Origin of the sequence: Halogeometricum pallidum JCM 14848, assembly GCF_000337095.1 — an archaeon.
In the GTDB taxonomy this organism is placed as follows: Archaea; Halobacteriota; Halobacteria; order Halobacteriales; family Haloferacaceae; genus Halogeometricum; species Halogeometricum pallidum.
On record NZ_AOIV01000004.1, the window covers coordinates 128,022 to 147,685 of the forward strand.

The window sequence follows — 19,664 nt, forward strand, 5'->3', positions numbered from 1 at the left end:
CTTAGACGCTAGACGCCGCGGTCGCCTTCGCTCGCGTTCTCTCTTTCGCCCCCGCTCTCGTGTCCGTCTGCGGAGTCGTCGCTCGGGGCCGGCCCCTCGTCCGTCGCGGCGTCGGCGGTGGTCGCCTTCATCTCGGTCGGGTCGGTGCCGAGATTCGTCGTGTCCGTCGGGGCCGCCGAGAACGGACGCCCCCACAGGAGGTCCTCCAGCACGAAGTTGGCGAACTGGACGACGACGACCAACAGCAGGGGACCGAGAAACAGCCCGTACCAGCCGAACAGGGCCGTGCCGAGGATGTACGCGAACAGCACCGCACCCTCGTGCATCGTCTGTCCCGAGATGTACGGCCGAACGATGGACTGCGGGAGGATGTCGAGGAGGAGGAAGACGACGACGAGGAAGCCGACGGGGTAGACGAGGAGGCTCCCGTCGGCCTGCACCGCCCGCAGGGCGAGGTAGGCCGTCGCCGGAACGTACACCAACTTTCCGACGACGAGGGGGACGAACGTCGAGAGTCCGGTGAGAATCGCCAACAGCGTCGGGAACGGAAGGGAGACCGGCCCGGGAGCGAGGAAGTTGTAGCCGTTGTAGATAGCCATCGAACCGAGCGTCACCGCGAGGACGGTGAGGACGTTACCGAAGTAGACCACTTCGAGGTCCGCGTCGATGCCCGCGAGAAACGCGTACGCCGCGGTGTCGCGGCCGCCGACCGTCTCGCGGTACCACGCCTGCAGTCGGTGCCCGTCCCGGTAGAGGAAGAACGCGAACGCCAGCGCCAGCGTCAGATGGAGTAGTCCCGTCGTCACCGCGCCGAGTACGCCGGCCAGCGTCCCGAGAGCCTGTTGGAACTGCGATATCTCTCCGAGCTGTCGAACGAACTGCGGGAAGTTCTGGACGACGTCCGCGAGCGTCTGTTGGTCGCCGGGGAGGTGGTTCAACAGCAGCGTGACCGTTCCCGAGTCGAGCGTGGCCGTGAGTTCTCGGAGGGCGACGAACCCGGCGTACCCCAACAGCGCCAGCGTCGGCACGACGATGAACAGGAGGGTAACCGTCGCCGCCAGCCCCCGAGAGTCGATCCATCGCTGGATACGTCGGTTGACGGGCCGAGCCCCGTAGTACACGAAGAGTCCGAGGACGAACGTTCCGACGAACGAGAACACGAACAGTCCGACGATACCGGCCACCACCGCTGCGACGAGCCACCAGCCGACGCGCCGCCGGTCGATAGCGGCCGCTCTTCCAGCGTTCATACTATCGCGTTCAGCCACTGCCGATTATAGCTACTGCCCGATACGTCGGCGGCGCTCCCCAGTCACCGACGTCGCAGTCCGAGGAAGTACGCCGGGTTGCTGCTGTGTCGCCGCTCGAACACCGTCCGGTCCGAACTCCATCTTCCACTCACCCGTCGCCTCGAACCGGGCGCGGACCTCCTCGGAGGTGATGCCGTACTCCGAGCGGTCGTTCGCGCTGGCATCGCCGAGAACGCAGTAGCGGCCGCCCGATGGGACGACGGCGCCGAGGCCGTCGGAGTAGAGGGCTCCCCACACGAGGAACTCGGCGTCGATTCGGCGCCACCGAGCCTTCTCGCCGGTCTGCCGAACGGCGACGAACGAGATGTCGAATATCCCGATACCGCGTCCGAAAACCGGCGGCTCGGCCGAACGACGTATTCGCATCGACTCCGGTTTCAAACCCAATTTGATATAGCGATATAGAATTTAACTGGCCTTCTTCAGACGGACAAAATATCAGAGAAGCGAGTAGATATGCCGATCGTACGTCTCGTGCACCCGGTCGCCCCAGTTGTGGGTGTACGTGTCGATGATGTCGCCGCCGACGTCGCCGCGGAGGTACTTGACGATGCCGCGGTCGCCGGTCCGGTCCCGGAGGTGGGTGGTGAAGAAGTGCCGGAAGTAGTGCGGCGTGACGTTCTCCTCGCTGTCCCCGCCGGGGCGGTGCCACCCTCGTTCGGCGGCGTGACGTTCGACGAGGTGGTGAACCATGTCGGTCGTCAGTCGCTCGCCCCAACTCCCGGAAGTGCTGACGAATAGCGGGTCTGCGGGCGAACGCACGTCGGGTCTGATAGCCAACCAACGCGAGAGGACCGTCTCCAATTCCCCGTCGACGGGAACCACCGTAGAGCGCTTGCGTTTGTTCGACGCCGTCCGTCGTTCGCCGTCGGTCGTCTCGCCGGCCGACGGTTCGGCGGAGATGTACAGCGACGGGCCGCGGCCCTCGAGTTGCGCTCGTCTCGGCGCGTCGCCCAACGGCGTCCCGTCCGCGAGCGATACGTCCCGACAGTCGAGGTTGCAGAGTTCGCCGACGCGCATCCCCGTCTTGAGGAGCGTACACAGCACGGCGTGGTCGAGGGGGTGGTGGACCTCCCGCAGGAACTCCCGCATCTGCGGGACGGATATCTCCCGGCGCGAGGGATTCGCGTCTATCTGCTCGTCCATCTCCTCCATGACGAGCGTCATCGGATTCCCCTCGAACGCGCCGACCTGCGTCATGTACGCGTAGAATCGGTGGAGGTAGGTCGCGTACGTGGCGATGGTGCTGTCGGCGGCCTCGGACCCCCGAAGCGAGTGAATCCACGCCATGCAGTCGCGGTGGGACGCCTCCTCGACGCGCTTGTCGACGCCCATCGGGTTCGCGTCGGCGTCCGTGAGGAACGCCTCGAACCGCCGCAGGACGCGCTCGTAAGCCTCTCTGGTCCGTTCGGTCCGCCCGTGGTACGTCATGTCCTGCAGGAAGTACGCGACCGGGTCCTCGACGGTCTCCCCGTCGGCCGTCTCAACGGCCATCGTCGCCCCCGGACGCCCCCGACGCGAGCGAGTAGCCCCCGTGCCGACCGCTGTACTGCACCCGGTTCGACGCCTGCAGGTCCTGTAGCGTCTCGTCGAGGCGGTCCTCGATGTCGTCGGTCAGAGCCTCTAGGAGTTCGTCCCACGAGCGGTGGTCGGTCGCCGAGAGGGTGCTGAGGACGCGCTCTTCGAACTCGCCTTTTCGGCCCTCCGCGTCGTCGTCCACTTCGCTATCTTCGGTCTCTCCGTACCGGTCGGGCACCTCGAAGTCGCTGCGACCCGCCTGTACCATGGTCCGCACGAACTCGCTTTGGCTCATCCCGAGTCGTTCGGCGTGGCGCTTCCACTCGTCTTTCTGGTAGACGGGGACGTAGGTCATCACCGACTTCTGTTCGGTCTGCGAATCATCACTCGACACGGAATCGAACCTCCTCCTTATCCCGTTCCTCGGTGACTCGCGTGGGATGACATCCGGTCGTTCGCATCTGGGTTGGTTCTCGGTTCTTTTCGTCGGGCTTGGAGGTGAGTCGACCGACGAGCGCTCCCGTCCCTTCCGCCGGAATCTGCCACTCATAGGTGAGTGCTACTGTCGCAGATCGCAGTTCGTTCTCCAACACGGTGGCTCGTTTCGCGGTACCGCATTTACCAATATAACTCTACTTATATTGCCAGAGCATGTCCCGAAATCCGGGGTTATTTGTATACATACTCTGATTATTCGCCTCTCTGCAGCACTCACACAGATAACCCGCCACCGAATCCGTTGTTTCGTGTCCGACTCGGTAGATGCGCCCCGCCGAAACGACGCCGTCATTTCGCGCCCGCTCTCGGGTGTACGACTCTCCCTCACACAGAATAATATTCCTGTGTACTAAACAAGAAATAAATGGTCAGTGGAACCCCATTCTCTGACCGCACACCCTAGGGGTTACGACCCGAGAACACCTGTGTAGAATGCAGTTAATACTGCCGGTAATCGCCGGTGGTTGAGGCACGGTTCTGGTAGCCATCGAGGCCCGGGAATCGAAACCTCGACGCGGTGTGGACCACCGGCGTCCGCCCCACCAAAGAACACGTCCGAGAACACGCGGGACGTCCCGGGCACCGACCCGCCTACTCCGACGGATGGTATTTGGTCTCTAATTGGAACAGATAATGGACGGAAGCCTCCCTCAGAGGTCACCGGTGACCGTCCCGGTCGACGCCCACTGCTCGGACACTCCGTCACTCCGAACGGGGCGCCTGTACCCGATGCTCGGTACGCAGACTACCCGCCTAGCACCTGACCGTTCCCCGATCAGACAACCGGTCGCATCCGTTAAACGTCCTCCCGTCGATAACTTCGGCTCCAGTCGCTCCGGCGACGTGGACGACCGCACGCGGGAGACAGGCGACGCGTCTGTGAGAACTGTCCACCATGAATCCCCTTGAACCAGACTATCGGTACCGAATCGGGGCCGCACCGTCTAACGGAGTCCGCCGAACATCGGAACGTCGCGGCGTCGTAGGTTCTCAATCCCTCAATCGGCCCCGGCGGCCTCATCGGGTCGTCGCGTCACAGAGTCGTCCGGCGACGCCTCCTATTCTCTTCGGGCCACTCCTGGTTTCCTCATTTCCGCTGAGTTCGCCGAGACTTCGAGTCTTCTGGTGGCCCCCTGGTGATCGACTCGGAACCGACGCTCGTCCGTTCGCCGAACGCCGGCCGGGGTTCCTTCGAGTCGTTGCCTCGGACTACGAGCGCAGGTCTCCAACCTTATGTGCTCCGTGCTACCCTCGAACACTTGACCTCCGCGAGTCATGTAAACTCCATAGTGCTATACTAAACTATCCGGTTCCTCTTCGATCTCGTACTCCGAAATCGGATGAATCCGAACGCAAGGCTCTTGTTTAGGTCGGCCAAATCCCGACCGAATGGAGTTGACGCGTCGGGACGCTCTCGCGGTCCTCGTCGCGGCGGGTGCCGGGTCGCTCGCGGGTTGTGCGGCGCCGCGGGCGTCCGACGGCGACGCGGGGACGGGAGATGCAGGAGATGCGGGACCGGTGCCGGTCGGGGACTCGGAGATGGAGACGCTCGTCGCCGTCGCGGAGGTGGTCTACCCGTCGGCGGTCGACGGCGTTCCGAAGTTCGTTCGCACGTACACGGGCGGGCGCGTCGACGCTGACGACGCCTACGCCCGCGGCGTCGCCGCCGCGGTCGGGTCGCTCGACGAGTACGCGGAGGAGTTCCACGGCGACCGGTACGCCGCGCTTTCGGAGTCGACGCGCCGGGAGGCGTTAGACTACATGAGCGTGGACGTGGTCGACCCCGTCCCCGACGGCACCGCGGCCCAACGAGTGCGCCACTACGTCGTGAACGAACTGCTGTACGCGTTCTACACCTCGCCGACGGGCGCGGGACTGGCCGGTTTGGAGAACCCACCCGGCCATCCCGGCGGAACCGAGTCGTACCGCGAGGGTCCCGGCCGATGAGCGACGGACCCGCCGACGAATCCGCCGCCGCGCCGGACCGCACGCCCTCCCCCCGCGCGGACGTCTGCGTCGTCGGTGCGGGGCCGGCGGGGTCGCTCGTCGCCGCGCGCCTGTCGCGGGCGGAGTACGACGTGGTGGTGCTCGACGCCGGACCCCGATTCGACCCGGACGAGAGGTCCGACCGGATGGAGCGACACCTCCGGCCGGGTCTCGACGAGCCGATTTGGGGGATGGGCGGCGAGCGAGACGCCTACTCCTCGTCGGGGGGGCGCTCCTACCCGCTGAACGCCGCGCGGGTGAAGGGCGTCGGCGGGAGCACCCTCCACTGGCAGGGGATGGTGATGCGCCTGCACGAACAGGACTTCGAACTCGACTCCTCGGTCGGACTGGGTGCCGACTGGCCCCTCGACTACGAGGACCTGCGTCCGTACTACGCCGCCGCCGAACGGGAGTTGAACGTCTCGGGCGCCTCCGACAATCCGTTCGCGCCGCCGCGGGAGCGCCCCCACCCGCTCCCGGCGTTCCCCCCGTCCTACAGCGACTCGCTGTTCGCCGAGGCGTGCGAGACGCTCGAAATCGCCACCCACTCGGTGCCGAACGCTCGCAACTCCGAACCGGTCGACGGGCAGAGCGCCTGCGTCGGGTACGGCACCTGCGACCCGGTGTGTCCCTCGGGGGCGAAGTACGACGCCACCCGGCACGTCGAACGCGCGGAGGCGAACGGCGCGCGGGTGCTCGACCGAGTGCCCGTCCAGCGCCTCGAACACGACGGCGCCGGCGACCGGGTGACGGCGGCGGTGTACGCCACGCCCGACGGCGAAGAACACAGACAGACGGCCCGCGAGTTCGTCGTCGCCGCCGGCGGGGTGGAGACGCCGCGCCTCCTCCTCCTCTCGGCCAGCGAGGCGTACCCCGACGGCCTCGCGAACTCCTCGGGGGTCGTGGGGCGGTACTTCATGGACCACCTGTTCGCGGGCGTCGGGGGAACGCTGGACGAACCCACCCGACAGAAACACGTCGGCTTCAACACCACCGAGAGCCACCAGTTCTACGACCGCCCGGACGACTCGCGGACGGCCATCAAACTGGAGTTTCTCAACTACGCCGGCCCGGCCCCCGCGGACGTGGCCCTCGGCGCGGACGTCTTCGGCGACGCGTTACTCGAACGGGTCCGCGACGCCTACGGAAACCGGGTGGCGATGGGCGCCCTCGTCGAGCAACTCCCTCGCGCGGAGAACCGCGTCCGACTGGACCCCTCGCGCACCGACGACCACGGCAACCCCGTCCCCGACGTCGTCTGGAGCCTCGACGACCGGACGCGCCGAACCCTCGAACGAGCCAACGAGATTCAACGCGCCGTGCTGACCGAGATGGGGGCGGACGTGAAGTGGACCGTCGGCCCGGAGAACACCGGCCCCGCGTACCACCACATGGGCACGACGCGGATGGGAACGGACCCGAAGACCAGCGTCGTGAGCCCCCGACTGCGGACGCACGACCTCTCGAACCTCACGCTCGCGGGGAGTTCCGTCTTCGTCACCGGCGGCGCGATGAACCCGACGCTCACCATCGCGGCCCTCGCGCTGAAGGCCGCCGACCACGTCTCCGAACGTCTCTAACCGTCTCCGAGCCTCGCGTCCGGCGAACCGGCCATCGACACTCTTTAGGTGGGCCTAATCCTGTTCCCGAACAATGAGTATACGGCAGGACATATGCGTCGTCGTCCCGACGATTCGGGAGTACGAGTGTGTCCGAAAGTACGTCGCTAACGCCCGCGAACACGGCTTCGATACCGACCGACTGTTCTTCGTCTTGGTGACCGAAGACTTCTGCGACGCCGACGCAATGCGCGCGATGCTGGCCGAGGAGGGTGTCGACGGCGCCGTCTTCGACGGGAGCGACCGCGAGGCGTGGTTCGAATCGCGCGGCGTCGCCGACTACGACCACCTCGTCCCTGCGGCGAGTCACGCGCAGACCTCTTTCGGACTGCTGTACCTGTGGGCGCACGACCGCTTCGAGTACGGCGTGTTCATCGACGACGACACGCTACCGCACGCCGACGAAGATTTCTTCGGCACCCACATGGCGAACCTCGCCTACGAGGGGAAAGTCGAGTCGGTCCGCTCGGACGAGTCGTGGGTGAACGTCCTCTACCAGAGCGACACCGACCTCTATCCGCGCGGCTACCCCTACGCCGCGATGGACGAGAACGTCGAGACCAGTATCGAGAGAGTCGACTCCGTCGTCGCCTCTCAGGGGCTCTGGACGAACGTCCCCGACCTCGACGCCGTTCGCATCCTGATGGACGGCGACCTGCGGGGACAGGCCGAGACGCGGACCGAGGCGGCCGACTTCGAGCGGGATTTCGTCGCCGCGGAGGGCCAGTATCTCACCGTCTGCTCGATGAACCTCGCGTTTCGTCGGGAGGTGGTTCCGGCGTTCTACCAACTGCCGATGGACGACAACGAGTGGTCGGTCGGCCGGTTCGACGACATCTGGTCCGGACTGTTCCTCAAGCGCGCCGCGGACGTGCTCGGCAAGCGGGTGTACAACGGCGGTCCGCTCTGCGAGCACAACAAAGCCCCCCGCTCGACGTTCGACGACCTGGCGAACGAAGTCGCCGGCCTCGAACTGAACGAGTACGTCTGGCGGGTCGTCGACGGCGTCGCCGACGACGCCGACTCCTTCGAGGAGGCGTTCGCCGCGATGGCGGACGCCCTCGCCGAGGGCGACTTCTCCGAGTGGAACAACGGCGCGTTCCTGAACCACTGCGGCGAGTACATGCGCGAGTGGCTCGACTGCTTGGCGGCGCTCGAACCGCGTCCTGTCGACGCCGAGGAAGGGGCGGTGGTCGCCGATGACTGAGCGACGTTACGGCCGCCGACGCGTCCTCGCGGGCCTCGGCGCCGCGGGTCTCTCGGGCCTCGCCGGGTGCGGCGGGTTCACCCCCGAGCAGAACGAGGCGACCGGTACCGACGGCGCCGGGAACGGAACCGTCGGCGGGACGGCGGGGGACTCCTTCGGGGAGTTCCGCGGTTCGGGCCCCCTCGCGGAGGGACGCGGTGACGTCGGCGGGACGGCTATCGCCGACCTGCCGGACCTCAGCGGCGAGTTGACCATCTACCTCGGCGGCGGCGAGGGCGGCCTCTACCGCGACCTGTTGGCGAGATTCGAGGGGATGTACGACGACTTCAGTTACAACGCGCGCGAGTCCGGGACGTCCGACGCGGCGAACACGCTCATCAACGAAGGGTCGGCGACACCCGCCGACGTGTTCTGGTCGGTCGACGCCGGGTCGCTGGCGGCCGTCGCCAACCGAGGACTCACCGCGAAACTCCCCTCGAACGTCGTCGACCCGGTGCCCGACGAGTTCCACCCTGACGACCAGTGGGTCGGCACCGCCGGCCGCGCCCGCGCCGTTCCGTACAACACCTCGGCGCTGTCCGGGGGAGACGTGCCCGACAGCGTGATGGAGTTTCCGAACTCCGAAGCGCTGGCGAACGCGATGGGTTGGGCGCCGACGTACGGCGCGTTCCAGGCGTTCGTCACGGCGATGCGACTCATCGAGGGCGCCGACGCCACGCGCCAGTGGCTCCGCGGGATGCTCGACGCCGGCGTCTCCGAGTACAACAACGAGTTCCTCGTCTCCAACGCCGTCGCCGACGGCGAACTCGACGCCGGATTCGCCAACCACTACTACGCCCTGCGCGTGAAGGCGTCCCGACCGAACGCGCCTCTCGACCTGGCGTTCACCAGCGGCGACGCCGGCGCCCTCATCAACGCCGCCGGCGCGGAGGTGCTCTCGGCCAGCGGGAACCAGGAACTCGCGTTCACGTTCGTCCGCCACCTGCTGTCGGCGGAGGCTCAGGAGTTCTTCGCCACGCGGACGTACGCATACCCGATGATTCCCGACATCCCGCCCGTCGGGGGCCTCCCCACCATCGACGAGTTGAACCCCCCGAGCATCGACCTGAGCCGACTGTCCGAGATTCAGCCGACGCTGGAACTGATGCGGGACGTGGGAGTGCTCTGATGGGGGTTTCCTGAGATGGTGTCGGACGGGGGGTTCGGCCGCGTCCGCCGACTGCTCGACGACGACGAACCCGGGACGGCCGTCGTCGTCCTCGCCGCCGCCGTCGCCGCCGCGGTGCTGTCGCCGCTGGTGTGGCTGCTCGTCGGCGCCTCGTCGCTCGACGCCGATGCCGCCGTCTCGCTTCTCACCTCCGGGACGGCGACGACGGTGCTGGTCAACAGTCTCGTACTCGCCGCCGTCGTCACCGCCGCCTCCGTCGTTCTCGGCGTCCCGCTCGCGGTGTTGACGGTGCAGACGGACCTCCCGTTCCGGCGGCTGTGGACGGTGCTCGCGGCGCTTCCGCTTGTCGTTCCGAGTTACATCGGCGCGTTCGCGTACGTCTCGGCGTTCGGTCCGAGCGGGGCGCTCGCGGACCTGCTCGCGCCGCTCGGTATCGGAATCCCGACGGTCTACGGCCTCGGCGGCACGGCGCTCGTGCTGACGCTCTTTACGTACCCCTACGTCTTTCTCACCACGCGCGCCTCGCTGCTGTCGTTCGACGCGACGCAGTTGGAGGCCGCCCGGACGCTGAACCACACCTACCCCGAGGCGTTCCGGCGCGTCATCCTGCCGCAAATCGCGCCCGGGGTGACGGCGGGGGCGCTACTCGTCGCGCTGTACACCATCTCGGACTTCGGGACGCCCGCCATCATGCGCTACGACGTGTTCACGCGCGTCATCTACGTCGAACTGAACAGCTTCGGCGTCGGACGGGCGAACGCGACGCTGCTGTCGATGCAACTGCTCGCCGTGACCGCCCTGATACTCGCCCTCGAATCGCGCGTCGGCGGCGACGCCGCCGCCGGTTACGGGACGCCCTCCTCCGTCGAGACGGTGGTCTCACTCGGTCGCTTCCGATGGGTCGCCGCCGCGGCCGCCGGGGGGGTGAGCCTGTTCACGCTCGCGCTTCCGGTCGGCATCCTCGGGATGTGGCTCGTCCGCTCGGGCCCCGGCTACGGCGGCGGCGGCCTCGCGTTCCACCCCGCGTTCGCGGCTAACTCGGTGTACGCGGCCGCGCTGACTGCCGGCGTGACGGTGCTGTTCGCCCTCCCCGTCGCCTACTACGCGGGGCGGTCGGAGTCGGCGTTCGCCGCTCTGGTCGAACGGGCGACGTACCTCGGCTACGCGATGCCGGGCGTCGTGCTGGGTCTGGCGCTCGTGTTCTTCTCCAGTCAGTGGCTCCGCGACGCCGTCGGTCCGACCGCCGCGCAACTCGTCTACCAGTCGCTCCCCCTGCTCGTCTTCGCCTACGTCGTCCGCTTCCTCCCGCAGGCCGTCGGGTCGACGCGCTCGTCGGTGCTCGGGGTGGACCGCGACCTCATCGGCGCGGCCCGGTTGCTCGGCGCCTCCCCGCGCCGCGCGTTCCGCCGGGTGACGCTCCCGCTCATTTCGCCGGGGCTGCTCGCGGGCGCGGCGCTCGTGTTCCTCACGACGATGAAGGAACTCGACACGACGCTCATCCTCCATCCGACAGGGTTTACAACCATTGTGACCTACATCTGGCGAGTTCAAGAGGCCGGCTACTACGGCCGGGCGGCGCTGCCGGCGCTGGTCTTAATCGCCGTCTCCGGCCTCTCGATGATCCCGCTGCTCAGCGGAGGACGCGACGATGCGTGAGGAACCCACCACCACGAACCGCGAGGAGACGCGTCGAAACCGAGACGAGGGCGTCAACGCCGATACCGATCCGGGCGCCGACTCACTCTCAGACACCGACGCGGAGAGCGAACGCGCCGAATCCGCCGCGAGCGCGGCGGACCCGAACCTGACCGACGGCGGCGCCGCCGTCGGCGCGCACGAGGACCCGGCTGTCGTCCCCGAGACGGCCGCGACCGACGACGACTCCGAGGCGGACGCCGTGCTCGAACTGGAGGGCGTCGTCAAACGCTACGGCTCCGAGACGGCCGTCTCGGGGCTCGACCTGACCGTCAGGGAGGGCGAACTCGTCACGCTTCTCGGTCCGTCCGGGTGCGGGAAGACGACGACGCTGCGCATGATTGCCGGTCTGGAGACGGCCACGGAGGGAACCATCGCCGTCGGCGGCGACGTGGTCGACGACGGGGGCACTCCGACGCCCCCCGAGGACCGCGACGTAGGGTTGGTGTTCCAAGAGTTCGCGCTGTTTCCCCACCTCAGCGTCGCCGAGAACGTCGCCTTCGGACTGGACGACCCCGACTCCGCCGAGGCGGAGCGCCGCACGTCCGACCTGCTCGAACTGGTCGGGTTGGGCGACTACGGCGACCGCTCGCCGGCGGACCTCTCGGGCGGCCAGCGCCAGCGGGTCGCCCTCGCGCGGTCGCTGGCCCCCGAACCCGACGTGCTCCTGCTCGACGAGCCGTTCTCGAACCTCGACGTGAGCCTCCGCGTGCGGATGCGTGAGGAGGTCAAACGAATCCTCGAGGAGGCCGGCGTCACCGCCGTCTCCGTCACGCACGACCAAGAGGAGGCGCTGTCCATCTCCGACCGCGTCGCCGTCGTCAACGACGGCCGGGTCGAACAGGTGGGGTCGCCCGGCGAGGTGTTCGAGAACCCCACTTCGCGGTTCGTCGCCTCCTTCCTCGGACAGGCGAGTTTCCTCCCCGCGACGGTGACCGACGAGGCCGTGGAGACGGCCGTCGGGTCGTACCACCGCGACCTGCTGACGGGTCTCGGGGACGGCTACGCCGGCAGTAGCGTCGACGTGTTGGTCCGCCCGGACGACCTGCGAGCGACGCCCACCGCCGAGGGCGACGCCGACGGCACCGTCGTCCGCCGGCAGTACACCGGTCCGTCGTTCGTCTACCACGTCCGCCTCAACGACGGCACCGTCGTCCGCTGTCTCCACAACCACACCGAGGAGTTCGACGTCGGGGAACCGGTCGCCGTGACGCTCGTGGCCGACCACGCCCTCGCGTGGTACCCCTCTCAGTAGATGTCCGGCGGGTCGACGGACGATGACGGGTCGGTCGGCGCGTCCCCTGGCCTCGGGGCCGCCCTCGAACGCTTCGACCGCGGCCGACTCGCCGCGCTCTGTCTCGCACTCCTCGCCGCCGCCGTCGCCCTCCTCGTCGCGACGGAGCTGTTTCCGTACCGCTCGCTGAACCACGACGAGGCGGTCTACCTCCAGCAGGCGGACCTCCTCCTGCACGGTCGACTGTTCCTCCGCCCGCCCGTCGAGGAGGCGTTCCGGCCGTGGTTCTTCGTCGAGAGCGACCGGGGCCTGTACCCGAAGTACGCTCCGGGACCGGCCGCCGTCTTCGCCCTCGGGAAGACCCTCGGCGGTTACCCGCTGGCGCTGGCGGGCGTCGCCGCCGCCCTCGTCGCGGGCGTCGCCGCCCTCGGCCGGGAACTGTTCGACGCCCGCGTCGGCGTCCTCGCGGGCCTCCTCTTGCTCCTCACGCCACTGTTCGTCGTCCAGTCCGGAGTCTACCTGCCGTACGCGCTGACGACGGCGTTGAACGTCGCGTTCGTCGTCGCGTACCTCCGGAGCGAGCGACGGCGGAGCCTCCGCGACGCGGCGGCCGCCGGCCTCGCCGTCGGCGCCGCCTTCTTCTCTCGCCCGTACACCGCCGTGCTGTTCGCACTCCCCTTCGTCGCGCACGCCGCCGTTACGCTCTTGCAGTCGGGCCGGAACGGTCGAATCGATCGCGCACAGATCGCCCGACGCCTCGTCACCGCGACCGGCGGAACGGCTGGCGTGCTCGCCGCCCTCGGCTACAACGCCGTCGTCACGGGCGACCCGCTCGTGTTCCCGTACCTCGCGTTCGCCCCGGCCGACGGGCTCGGTTTCGGCCGCCGGGCCATCCTCGGCCACGAGGTGGTCTACACGCCCGAACTCGGCGTCCGCGCGAACGCGCTCGTCCTCGCGGACCTGTTCTCAGAGTGGGTCGTCGCCGGACGGACCGGCACCGTTCTCGCCGCTCTCGGCGTCGCTCTCGCTCTCTTCCGCCGCTCGGTCGTTCTCGGCGGACGCGCCCGTCCCGGCCTCCTCGCGGCGACGTATCTTACCGTCGCCGCCGGCAACGTCGCCTTCTGGGGGAACTACAACGTCCTCGGCGCCCTCGAAGACGGCTCGGACGGCCTCGTCCACTATCTCGGCCCGTACTACCACTACGATCTCATCGTCCCGACGGCGGTGTTCGCCGCCCTCGCCCTCGTCGTCGTCGCCGACCGCTTCCGGCGCGGCGTCGCCGTGCGCGCCGCAAACCGAGACGGGGTCGACGTCGGTCGAGCGCGCGCGCTCGCGACCCTCACCCTCGTGGTCTGCGCCGCCGTCGGTGGCGCCCTCGCCGTCTCGGCCGTCGACGAGGTGACCGACCGCGACGCCGCCGTGACCGCGGAGTACCGCGCGGCCTACGCCCCCTTCGCCGACGGCGATTCTCCGTCGGTCGCCTCGGTTCCGTCGCCGGCCAGCGCCTCGGGAGACGCCGTGGTGTTCCTCCCGACGCCGTACGGGCCGTGGCTGAACCACCCGTTTCAGACGCTCCGCAACGACGCCGACTACGACGACGGAGCGGTGTACGCGCTGGGCGATACCCGCGAACTCGCCGTCGCGGCGGCGTTCCCGGACCGCGACCTCCGCCGGTACGTGTACGCCGGGTCGTGGGCGCCCACGGACGACTCGACGGTCCGAGCGGCCGTCGTCCCCGTCTCCCGTGTCTCGGGCGAACGGGTCGTCCTCGACGCGTCGTTCGGCCTCCCCGAGGGGGCCGAGAGCGCGACGGTCAGGGTACACGCCGACGGCGGGTCGGCGTACCTCGTCGCGGACGACGCGGAGGGGCCGGTCTCGCTGTCCGCGGCGGCCGCTCCGGGTCGGCTGACCGTCTCCGGTCCGGGGCTCGAACCCGCGTCCGGAAGCGGGGGCGACGACGGCGAGAACGGGAACGCGAGCGTCGTGCTTCCTCTCGCCGACGCCGACGAGGTGGCCGTCGAGGTGTTCGTCGAGACCGGCCCGGCGAGCGGGTTCGGCTACGAGGTGGTGTTCCCCGTCGAGCGCACCGACGACGGCGGGGTCCGCGCGCTCTCGCCCACCGTCGAGCGGTGTCCGGTACCGACGCGGTGCGTCCCGCGGGCCGTCGACGACTCCCCACCGGGCGTCGGGGTGAACGCGACGCTCTCGGACGGTTCGAATGCATCGAACGGGTCGAACGGGCCTGCGGAAGGGTAGCGCGCGGCGCTCACCGACGCCGCCGGAGTCGCTCCTCGGCGCAGACGCGGAGGATGGACGCGGCTATCTCGCGGCCGCCGGCGAACGGGTCGAGTTTCGTCTCTCCGAGTCGCTCGGCGTACTCGATTGGCTCCTGTCGGACTCGGTAGCCCCGCATCGCCGGCCGGACGAGGAGTTCGGCGGACAGCCCCGTGTTCTCCGTCCACTGAATCGACTCGACCACGTCCTCGTGGTAGGCGCGCATGCCCGTCGTCACGTCGTACAGTCGCTCCCCGGAGAGGAGACTCGCCGTCGCCGCGAAGGCGCGGTTGCCCAGGCGGTTCAGCGCCGGCATCGCCTCGGCGCCGTGGTACAGTCGGTCGCCGCTCACCACGTCGTACCCCTCGTTCACCAGTTCGAGGAAGTCGGGGATGCGGTCCATCGGGTACGTGCCGTCGCAGTCGGTGGTGACGCGGACCGGGTTCGACGCCTCGGTCAGCGCCCGTTCCACCGCCGCCCCGTACCCCTTCGGGGGCTGTTTTACGACCGTCGCGCCGCGCTCTCGGGCGACGGCGGCGGTGCCGTCGTCGGAACTGTCGACGACGACCACCTCCGCCCGCCCCTCGGTCGCGGCGTCGACGTCCGCGAGGACCGACCCGATAGCCTCCACCTCGTTGTACGCCCCCATGACGACGCTCACGTCGCCGAGGTCGTACGCTCGCTCGGTCATACACGCAACTCGACGGCGAATCTTTTAGGTGTGCCGAAAAATACTCCGAAGTCGCCGAGAGTTACCGCTGGGAGTCACGGAGGATGAGCGGTCCGATGGCGAGCGTCCGTTTCGCCACCGTGGCGATGCGGAGGATGTAGGAGGTAAACAGTAAGAACGGAATCAGCGTAAAGGTGAACGCCGCGCTCACGACCCACGTGATGACGGGCACGTCGAGGAACTGCGTCGATCCGAACGTCTCCGCGCCGACGAACGTGAGCATGACGCCGGCGACGAGGAGGGCGGGCACCGCGACGTAGAGGATGTACTGCGAGAGGTCGACCAGCGCCCACTGGAAGTACAGCGTCTTGATGTGCTCGCGGGCCGGACCGAACATCGACAGCGAGGTTCGGAGGTCATCGAACGCCCGCTTCTGGTCGTCCGTGAGCGAGTCGCCGAACTCGCCGGTGATGCGCTCGACCTGGTATATCTTCCACGAGTAGTTGAAGTTGAGCGCGGCGAACAGCACCTCGAACGTCCCGAAGGAGGCGCCGTCCAACTCGTCTTCGACTTCCTGGGCGTTGCCGTGGATGCTGTCGACGAACTCCGTCACCTGTTCGCGCAGTTCCTCGTCGTCGCTCTCGGCGGCGAGTCGGTCGACCACCTCGCTCCGCCGTTCGGTCTCGACCACGAGTGCTTGGAGGAACGCGGAGGGGTCGGCCGGCACCGACTCCCCGAGCAGGTCCTTCGCGTACGTGCGGAAGTCCATCGCGTCGCTCATCCGCTCGCGCTGGTCGCCCAGCGGGCCGTTCTCCTGTGAGAGCACCAGTTGGTTGATGGTGATGACGAGCGTCGTCCCCGTGACGAGCACGCTGATCATCGTCGAGAAGATGGTCTCTATCGTGTCCGTCGATTTGATCTCTGCGTCCAGCGACGGCGCGAAGAAGACGCTGAAGAGGATGAAGCCGACGAAGATGAACAGCGCGAACGCCCCGGTCACGACCACCCGGTTCGCCTGCAGGAGGAGTTTGACTTTCAGTCGGCTCTCGTCGGCCCGCCCCCGCATCGTGTTCGCGGTGCCGATGTCGCTGCTGTCGCCACCGTCATCACTCATCGTCGCCCCCCGACTCGCTGTCGGCCGGCCGTTTCAGGACGATGAACTTCGTTCCACCTCCGACGTAGTCGAGCGTATCCGCGAGTTCCCACCCGTCCGCCCCGAGTTCGTTCAGCTTCTCGGCCGGGTCGCTCGTCTCTTTTTTCGTCTCCTCGCGCGGCGGGCGAAGCGTCCGATACTCCCACGTCCGCGTTTCGTTCGATGACACAGACCGGCGTTCGTCGCCGTGCGATAAGCGCATTGGGGCCGTCGGAACGACCCCGCCGGTTAAAGTGCTGGTTTATGGAGGCATAAGCTATAGCCCCCGTCTGGTCGACGCGTCTAGTTAGATGCGCGAACTTCATCTCTCTGTCTCTGCGGACAAGCGAGACGAGGTCGTCCCCGTCCTCGACGACAACGACATCGACTACGTGACGATACCGCGCGACGGCGACGAGACGTTCTTCATGCTCCCCGTCCCGACGGCGGCCGTCTCCACGGTGCTCGAAGGCCTCGAAGAGGCCGACGTCGACGAGGAGTCCTACACGGTGGTGACGAAGGCCGAGACGGTGGAGATGTCCCAGTACGAGGGGCTCCGCGAGCGCTACTCCGCGACGGTCAGAAAGCTCTCGAAGCAGGAACTGCACGCGAAGATACGCGAGATGCAGTGGCCGTATCAGATCTACTACGTGGGGACGGTGCTGAGCGTCCTCGCCGGGGCGGCGGGACTGCTCCTCGACCAACCCGCGCTCATCATCGGCGCGATGATCATCGCCCCGCAGGCCAGTTCCGCGCTCGCCGCTCCCGCCGGCGCCCTCCTCGACGACTGGGAGATGTTCGTCGCCAGCATCAGAGAGCAGTTTCTCAGCCTCGGACTCGCTATCGTCGGCGCCGCCCTGTTCGGGTGGTTAGTGCAGGCAATCGGCGTCGTTCCCCCGGCGCTCGAACCCTCGGAGATAGAACTCGTCGGCGTCAGACTGGCGCCGACGTTCCTGTCGACGTTGGGGGCCATCATCGCGGGCATCGTCGGCGCGTTCGGCTACACGACCGAGCAGTCGACGGCCATCATCGGGGTGATGATAGCCGCCGCACTGATTCCCTCCGCCGCGGCCGCCGGACTCGGTATCGCGTGGGCGTCTCCGCTCTTGGCGACGGGCGCAGTTCTCCTGTTGCTCGTCAACATCCTCGCCATCAACCTCGGCGCGTTCGTCACCCTCCGGGTGATGGGCTACGTCCCGGACTGGCGCGAGGAGGGAAAGTCGTTCCGAGAGTCTCTCGAGGACGACCGGATGGCAGTCTACGGGACGCTCCTCGTCCTCCTCGTCGCCGTCGTCGGCACCGGCTACTTCACCGGCGTCAGCATCGTGTTCTCCCAGTCGGTCAACCAGGAGGTCCAGACGACGTTCGAGCAGCCCTCGTACGCCAACCTCACGCTGTCGGGCGTGCAAGTCGGCTACGTCGGCACCTCGCTGGAGAACGAACCGACGAGCGTCACCGTCCACGTCGGCCGCACGTCGAACAACGCCTACCCGGACCTCGCCTCGCGGTTGGAACAACAGGTCGAACGGCGGACCGGTCGGAACGTGGCGGTCACCGTCCAGTACACCGAGTCTCGGACGTCGAGTGCGACCCGTCCGACGGGGAACCCGGCGGCGGCGTGACCCGGTGACGCCGGGGACGGAAGAAACGGGAACGAAGGGATTGGGCGCCGCTCTCAGACGTCGACCGGTTCGACGATGTCGGCGTCGTCGTTCGCGGGACTGTTCACCCGCGTCGAGACGGGGTACGCCCGCATCTCCGCGTCGGGGAACGTATCGAGCAGCGACGCCGCCTCCTCGGCGTCGCCGCGGAGCCACGTCTCCTCTTCCTCCGGTGCGAGGATGACCGACATCCGGTCGTGGAGTTCGGAGACGAGGTCGTTCGGTTCGGCGGTGACGACGGTGAACGTCTCCAGTACCTCCGCCTCGGCGTCCGCGCCGGCGGACCCCTCGGCGAAGTCGCCGAGGCCGGTCTGCGTCTGCGTCGGCTTCCAGCGCTCCCAGAGGCCCGCCATGGCGAACGGCCGGTCGTCCTCGAAGGCGACGCGGTAGGGTCGCTTGCCGCCCTCCGCCTGCACCCACTCGTAGAAGCCGTCGGCGGGGACGAGACAGCGCCGGCGCTCGAACGCCTCGCGGAAACTCGGCTTCTCGCGCACCGTCTCCGCGCGCGCGTTGATGAGATTGTTGCCGACCGACCGGTCGTCGGCCCAGGAGGGGACGAGTCCCCACGTCAGCGACCGGAAGGCGTCGGGGTCGTCGTCCGTCACGACCGGAAGCTCCTGTCCCGGCGCGCAGTTGTACCGCGGTTCCGGCGGCGCCTCGAACTCGGCGCCGAACCGCGCTTCCAGTTCCTCCGCCGGGGTGAACAGGCTGTACCGGCCACACATACCTCCCGCTACGCGCGCGGCGGTGAAAACGGTGCGGTCGCCCGGCGAGACGGTCCGTCGTCGGGGCGTCCCGGCCCGCACCCCACTCGAAGGGTTTAGGCGTCGCCGTCCCCCGGTTGGTGGTATGCGCATCGAGAACAGCTTCATCCCCGTCCGCGGTGTGGGCGAACGGACCGAACGGGGACTGTGGGAGGAGGGCGTCCTGACGTGGGAGGCGTTCGACCCGCGGTCGGCGCCCGTCGGCGAGAAGACCGGCGCCCGAATCGAGACGTTCGTCGCCGACTCCCTCGAACGTCTGGACGACGGCGACGCGCGCTACTTCGGCGAGGTGTTCCCCTCCGGCGAGCGCTGGCGCCTGTACGAGAACTTCCGGGAGGAAACCTGCTTTTTCGACATCGAGACGACCGGACTCGACGCCGCGAGCAACGACGTGACCACCGTCTCCTTCCACCGGGACGGCGAGACGACGACGCTCGTCCGCGGCGAGGACCTCACCGCCGAGGCCCTCCGCGAGCAGTTCGCCGACGCCGCCCTCGTCGCGTCGTTCAACGGCAAGCGCTTCGACGTTCCGTTTTTGGAGGAGAACTTCGACGTCTCCGTCGACGCCCCGCACATCGACCTGATGTACCCCTGCCGCCGCCTCGACCTGACGGGCGGGCTGAAGTCCATCGAGCGGGAGGTAGGCATCGACCGCGACAGACCGGACCTCTCGGGCCGCGACGCGGTGCGACTGTGGCACCGGTACGAACGCGACGGCGACGAGGACGCCCTCGACACCCTCGTCTCCTACAACCGCGACGACACCGCCAACCTGACGAACCTGATGGATATCGTCGCGTCCTCGCTCCACGAGGACTCGCTCGGCCCGTTCGTCGACGGCGCGGACGCCGACCGAGCGGTGAGCGGTCGGTCGCCGCCGGAAGAGAGGTAGACGAGAGTACTTTTGTACCACGGGCGATAGGCGCCG

Annotated in this window: 17 protein-coding genes; 9 read left to right on the top strand and 8 right to left on the bottom strand. The window is 68.1% G+C overall.

Translation table 11 applies throughout. The annotated features are described in order from the left end of the window. Nucleotides 1–8: 8 nt before the first annotated feature. The 4 genes from C474_RS02340 to C474_RS02355 form a co-directional block, all read right to left on the bottom strand. Complete coding sequence (locus tag C474_RS02340; protein ID WP_008383561.1) at nt 9–1,250, bottom strand: AI-2E family transporter; 1,242 nt, start codon at nt 1,248–1,250, stop codon at nt 9–11. Nucleotides 1,251–1,280: 30 nt separating this feature from the next. Further along, nucleotides 1,281–1,676, bottom strand: coding sequence for a hypothetical protein (locus C474_RS02345; protein ID WP_008383562.1), 396 nt, complete (start codon nt 1,674–1,676; stop codon nt 1,281–1,283). A 72-nt stretch (nt 1,677–1,748) separates the two neighbouring features. Then, on the bottom strand, nt 1,749–2,804 hold the full coding sequence (locus tag C474_RS02350) for a tyrosine-type recombinase/integrase (RefSeq protein WP_008383563.1): 1,056 nt from the start codon (nt 2,802–2,804) through the stop codon (nt 1,749–1,751). Beyond that, complete coding sequence (locus tag C474_RS02355) at nt 2,794–3,183, bottom strand: DUF5805 domain-containing protein (protein WP_049916660.1); 390 nt, start codon at nt 3,181–3,183, stop codon at nt 2,794–2,796. The genes C474_RS02350 and C474_RS02355 overlap by 11 nt, the downstream gene beginning before the upstream one ends. Before the next feature lie 1,532 nt (nt 3,184–4,715). Between C474_RS02355 and C474_RS02360 the strand changes: the two genes are divergently transcribed. From C474_RS02360 to C474_RS02390, 7 genes are all read left to right on the top strand, one after another. Beyond that, complete coding sequence (locus C474_RS02360) at nt 4,716–5,273, top strand: gluconate 2-dehydrogenase subunit 3 family protein (protein WP_008383565.1); 558 nt, start codon at nt 4,716–4,718, stop codon at nt 5,271–5,273. Continuing rightward, nucleotides 5,270–6,892, top strand: coding sequence for a GMC family oxidoreductase (locus C474_RS02365; protein WP_008383566.1), 1,623 nt, complete (start codon nt 5,270–5,272; stop codon nt 6,890–6,892). Before C474_RS02360 ends, C474_RS02365 begins: the two co-directional genes overlap by 4 nt. A 73-nt stretch (nt 6,893–6,965) precedes the next feature. Next, nucleotides 6,966–8,138, top strand: a complete 1,173-nt coding sequence (locus C474_RS02370; protein ID WP_008383567.1) for a hypothetical protein — start codon at nt 6,966–6,968, stop codon at nt 8,136–8,138. After that, nucleotides 8,131–9,306: an extracellular solute-binding protein gene (locus C474_RS02375; protein ID WP_008383568.1), complete on the top strand. Its 1,176-nt coding sequence runs from the start codon at nt 8,131–8,133 to the stop codon at nt 9,304–9,306. The genes C474_RS02370 and C474_RS02375 overlap by 8 nt, the downstream gene beginning before the upstream one ends. A gap of 15 nt (nt 9,307–9,321) precedes the next feature. Continuing rightward, nucleotides 9,322–10,962 (top strand): ABC transporter permease, encoded by a 1,641-nt coding sequence (locus C474_RS02380; protein ID WP_008383569.1) that lies wholly within the window; start codon nt 9,322–9,324, stop codon nt 10,960–10,962. Next, the gene (locus C474_RS02385) at nt 10,955–12,256 is read left to right on the top strand and encodes an ABC transporter ATP-binding protein (RefSeq protein ID WP_008383570.1); all 1,302 of its coding nucleotides are present in this window, start codon (nt 10,955–10,957) and stop codon (nt 12,254–12,256) included. Before C474_RS02380 ends, C474_RS02385 begins: the two co-directional genes overlap by 8 nt. Beyond that, nucleotides 12,257–14,491, top strand: coding sequence for a DUF7846 domain-containing protein (locus tag C474_RS02390; protein ID WP_008383571.1), 2,235 nt, complete (start codon nt 12,257–12,259; stop codon nt 14,489–14,491). It begins immediately after the preceding gene. Between the two features lie 10 nt (nt 14,492–14,501). Here C474_RS02390 and C474_RS02395 read toward each other — a convergent pair whose 3' ends face one another. The 3 genes from C474_RS02395 to C474_RS02405 form a co-directional block, all read right to left on the bottom strand. Further along, nucleotides 14,502–15,200 carry a dolichyl-phosphate hexose transferase gene (locus C474_RS02395; protein ID WP_008383572.1) on the bottom strand — a complete coding sequence of 233 codons (699 nt, stop codon included), beginning with the start codon at nt 15,198–15,200 and terminating at the stop codon, nt 14,502–14,504. A 61-nt stretch (nt 15,201–15,261) separates the two neighbouring features. Further along, the gene (locus tag C474_RS02400; RefSeq protein WP_008383573.1) at nt 15,262–16,293 is read right to left on the bottom strand and encodes a hypothetical protein; all 1,032 of its coding nucleotides are present in this window, start codon (nt 16,291–16,293) and stop codon (nt 15,262–15,264) included. Beyond that, the gene (locus C474_RS02405; RefSeq protein WP_008383574.1) at nt 16,286–16,501 is read right to left on the bottom strand and encodes a hypothetical protein; all 216 of its coding nucleotides are present in this window, start codon (nt 16,499–16,501) and stop codon (nt 16,286–16,288) included. The genes C474_RS02400 and C474_RS02405 overlap by 8 nt, the downstream gene beginning before the upstream one ends. A 121-nt stretch (nt 16,502–16,622) precedes the next feature. Here C474_RS02405 and C474_RS02410 point away from each other — a divergent pair, with 121 nt between their 5' ends. After that, nucleotides 16,623–17,933 (top strand): DUF389 domain-containing protein, encoded by a 1,311-nt coding sequence (locus tag C474_RS02410; protein WP_008383575.1) that lies wholly within the window; start codon nt 16,623–16,625, stop codon nt 17,931–17,933. A gap of 53 nt (nt 17,934–17,986) precedes the next feature. On the opposite strand, the gene C474_RS02415 is transcribed toward C474_RS02410, so the two are convergent. Further along, nucleotides 17,987–18,697, bottom strand: a complete 711-nt coding sequence (locus C474_RS02415; protein WP_008383576.1) for an SOS response-associated peptidase — start codon at nt 18,695–18,697, stop codon at nt 17,987–17,989. Between the two features lie 124 nt (nt 18,698–18,821). Between C474_RS02415 and C474_RS02420 the strand changes: the two genes are divergently transcribed. Next, nucleotides 18,822–19,628: a ribonuclease H-like domain-containing protein gene (locus C474_RS02420; protein ID WP_008383577.1), complete on the top strand. Its 807-nt coding sequence runs from the start codon at nt 18,822–18,824 to the stop codon at nt 19,626–19,628. Nucleotides 19,629–19,664 lie beyond the last annotated feature (36 nt).

Bases quoted from the DNA above. Each gene is read 5' to 3' on its own strand.
- C474_RS02350 (WP_008383563.1), bottom strand. From the start codon at position 2,804: ATGGCCGTTGAGACGGCCGACGGGGAGACCGTCGAGGACCCGGTCGCG.
- C474_RS02385 (WP_008383570.1), top strand. From the start codon at position 10,955: ATGCGTGAGGAACCCACCACCACGAACCGCGAGGAGACGCGTCGAAAC.
- C474_RS02400 (WP_008383573.1), bottom strand. From the start codon at position 16,293: ATGAGTGATGACGGTGGCGACAGCAGCGACATCGGCACCGCGAACACG.
- C474_RS02390 (WP_008383571.1), top strand. From the start codon at position 12,257: ATGTCCGGCGGGTCGACGGACGATGACGGGTCGGTCGGCGCGTCCCCT.
- C474_RS02355 (WP_049916660.1), bottom strand. From the start codon at position 3,183: ATGACCTACGTCCCCGTCTACCAGAAAGACGAGTGGAAGCGCCACGCC.
- C474_RS02375 (WP_008383568.1), top strand. From the start codon at position 8,131: ATGACTGAGCGACGTTACGGCCGCCGACGCGTCCTCGCGGGCCTCGGC.
- C474_RS02395 (WP_008383572.1), bottom strand. From the start codon at position 15,200: ATGACCGAGCGAGCGTACGACCTCGGCGACGTGAGCGTCGTCATGGGG.
- C474_RS02380 (WP_008383569.1), top strand. From the start codon at position 9,322: ATGGTGTCGGACGGGGGGTTCGGCCGCGTCCGCCGACTGCTCGACGAC.
- C474_RS02415 (WP_008383576.1), bottom strand. From the start codon at position 18,697: ATGTGTGGCCGGTACAGCCTGTTCACCCCGGCGGAGGAACTGGAAGCG.
- C474_RS02340 (WP_008383561.1), bottom strand. From the start codon at position 1,250: ATGAACGCTGGAAGAGCGGCCGCTATCGACCGGCGGCGCGTCGGCTGG.
- C474_RS02365 (WP_008383566.1), top strand. From the start codon at position 5,270: ATGAGCGACGGACCCGCCGACGAATCCGCCGCCGCGCCGGACCGCACG.
- C474_RS02420 (WP_008383577.1), top strand. From the start codon at position 18,822: ATGCGCATCGAGAACAGCTTCATCCCCGTCCGCGGTGTGGGCGAACGG.
- C474_RS02360 (WP_008383565.1), top strand. From the start codon at position 4,716: ATGGAGTTGACGCGTCGGGACGCTCTCGCGGTCCTCGTCGCGGCGGGT.
- C474_RS02370 (WP_008383567.1), top strand. From the start codon at position 6,966: ATGAGTATACGGCAGGACATATGCGTCGTCGTCCCGACGATTCGGGAG.
- C474_RS02345 (WP_008383562.1), bottom strand. From the start codon at position 1,676: ATGCGAATACGTCGTTCGGCCGAGCCGCCGGTTTTCGGACGCGGTATC.
- C474_RS02410 (WP_008383575.1), top strand. From the start codon at position 16,623: ATGCGCGAACTTCATCTCTCTGTCTCTGCGGACAAGCGAGACGAGGTC.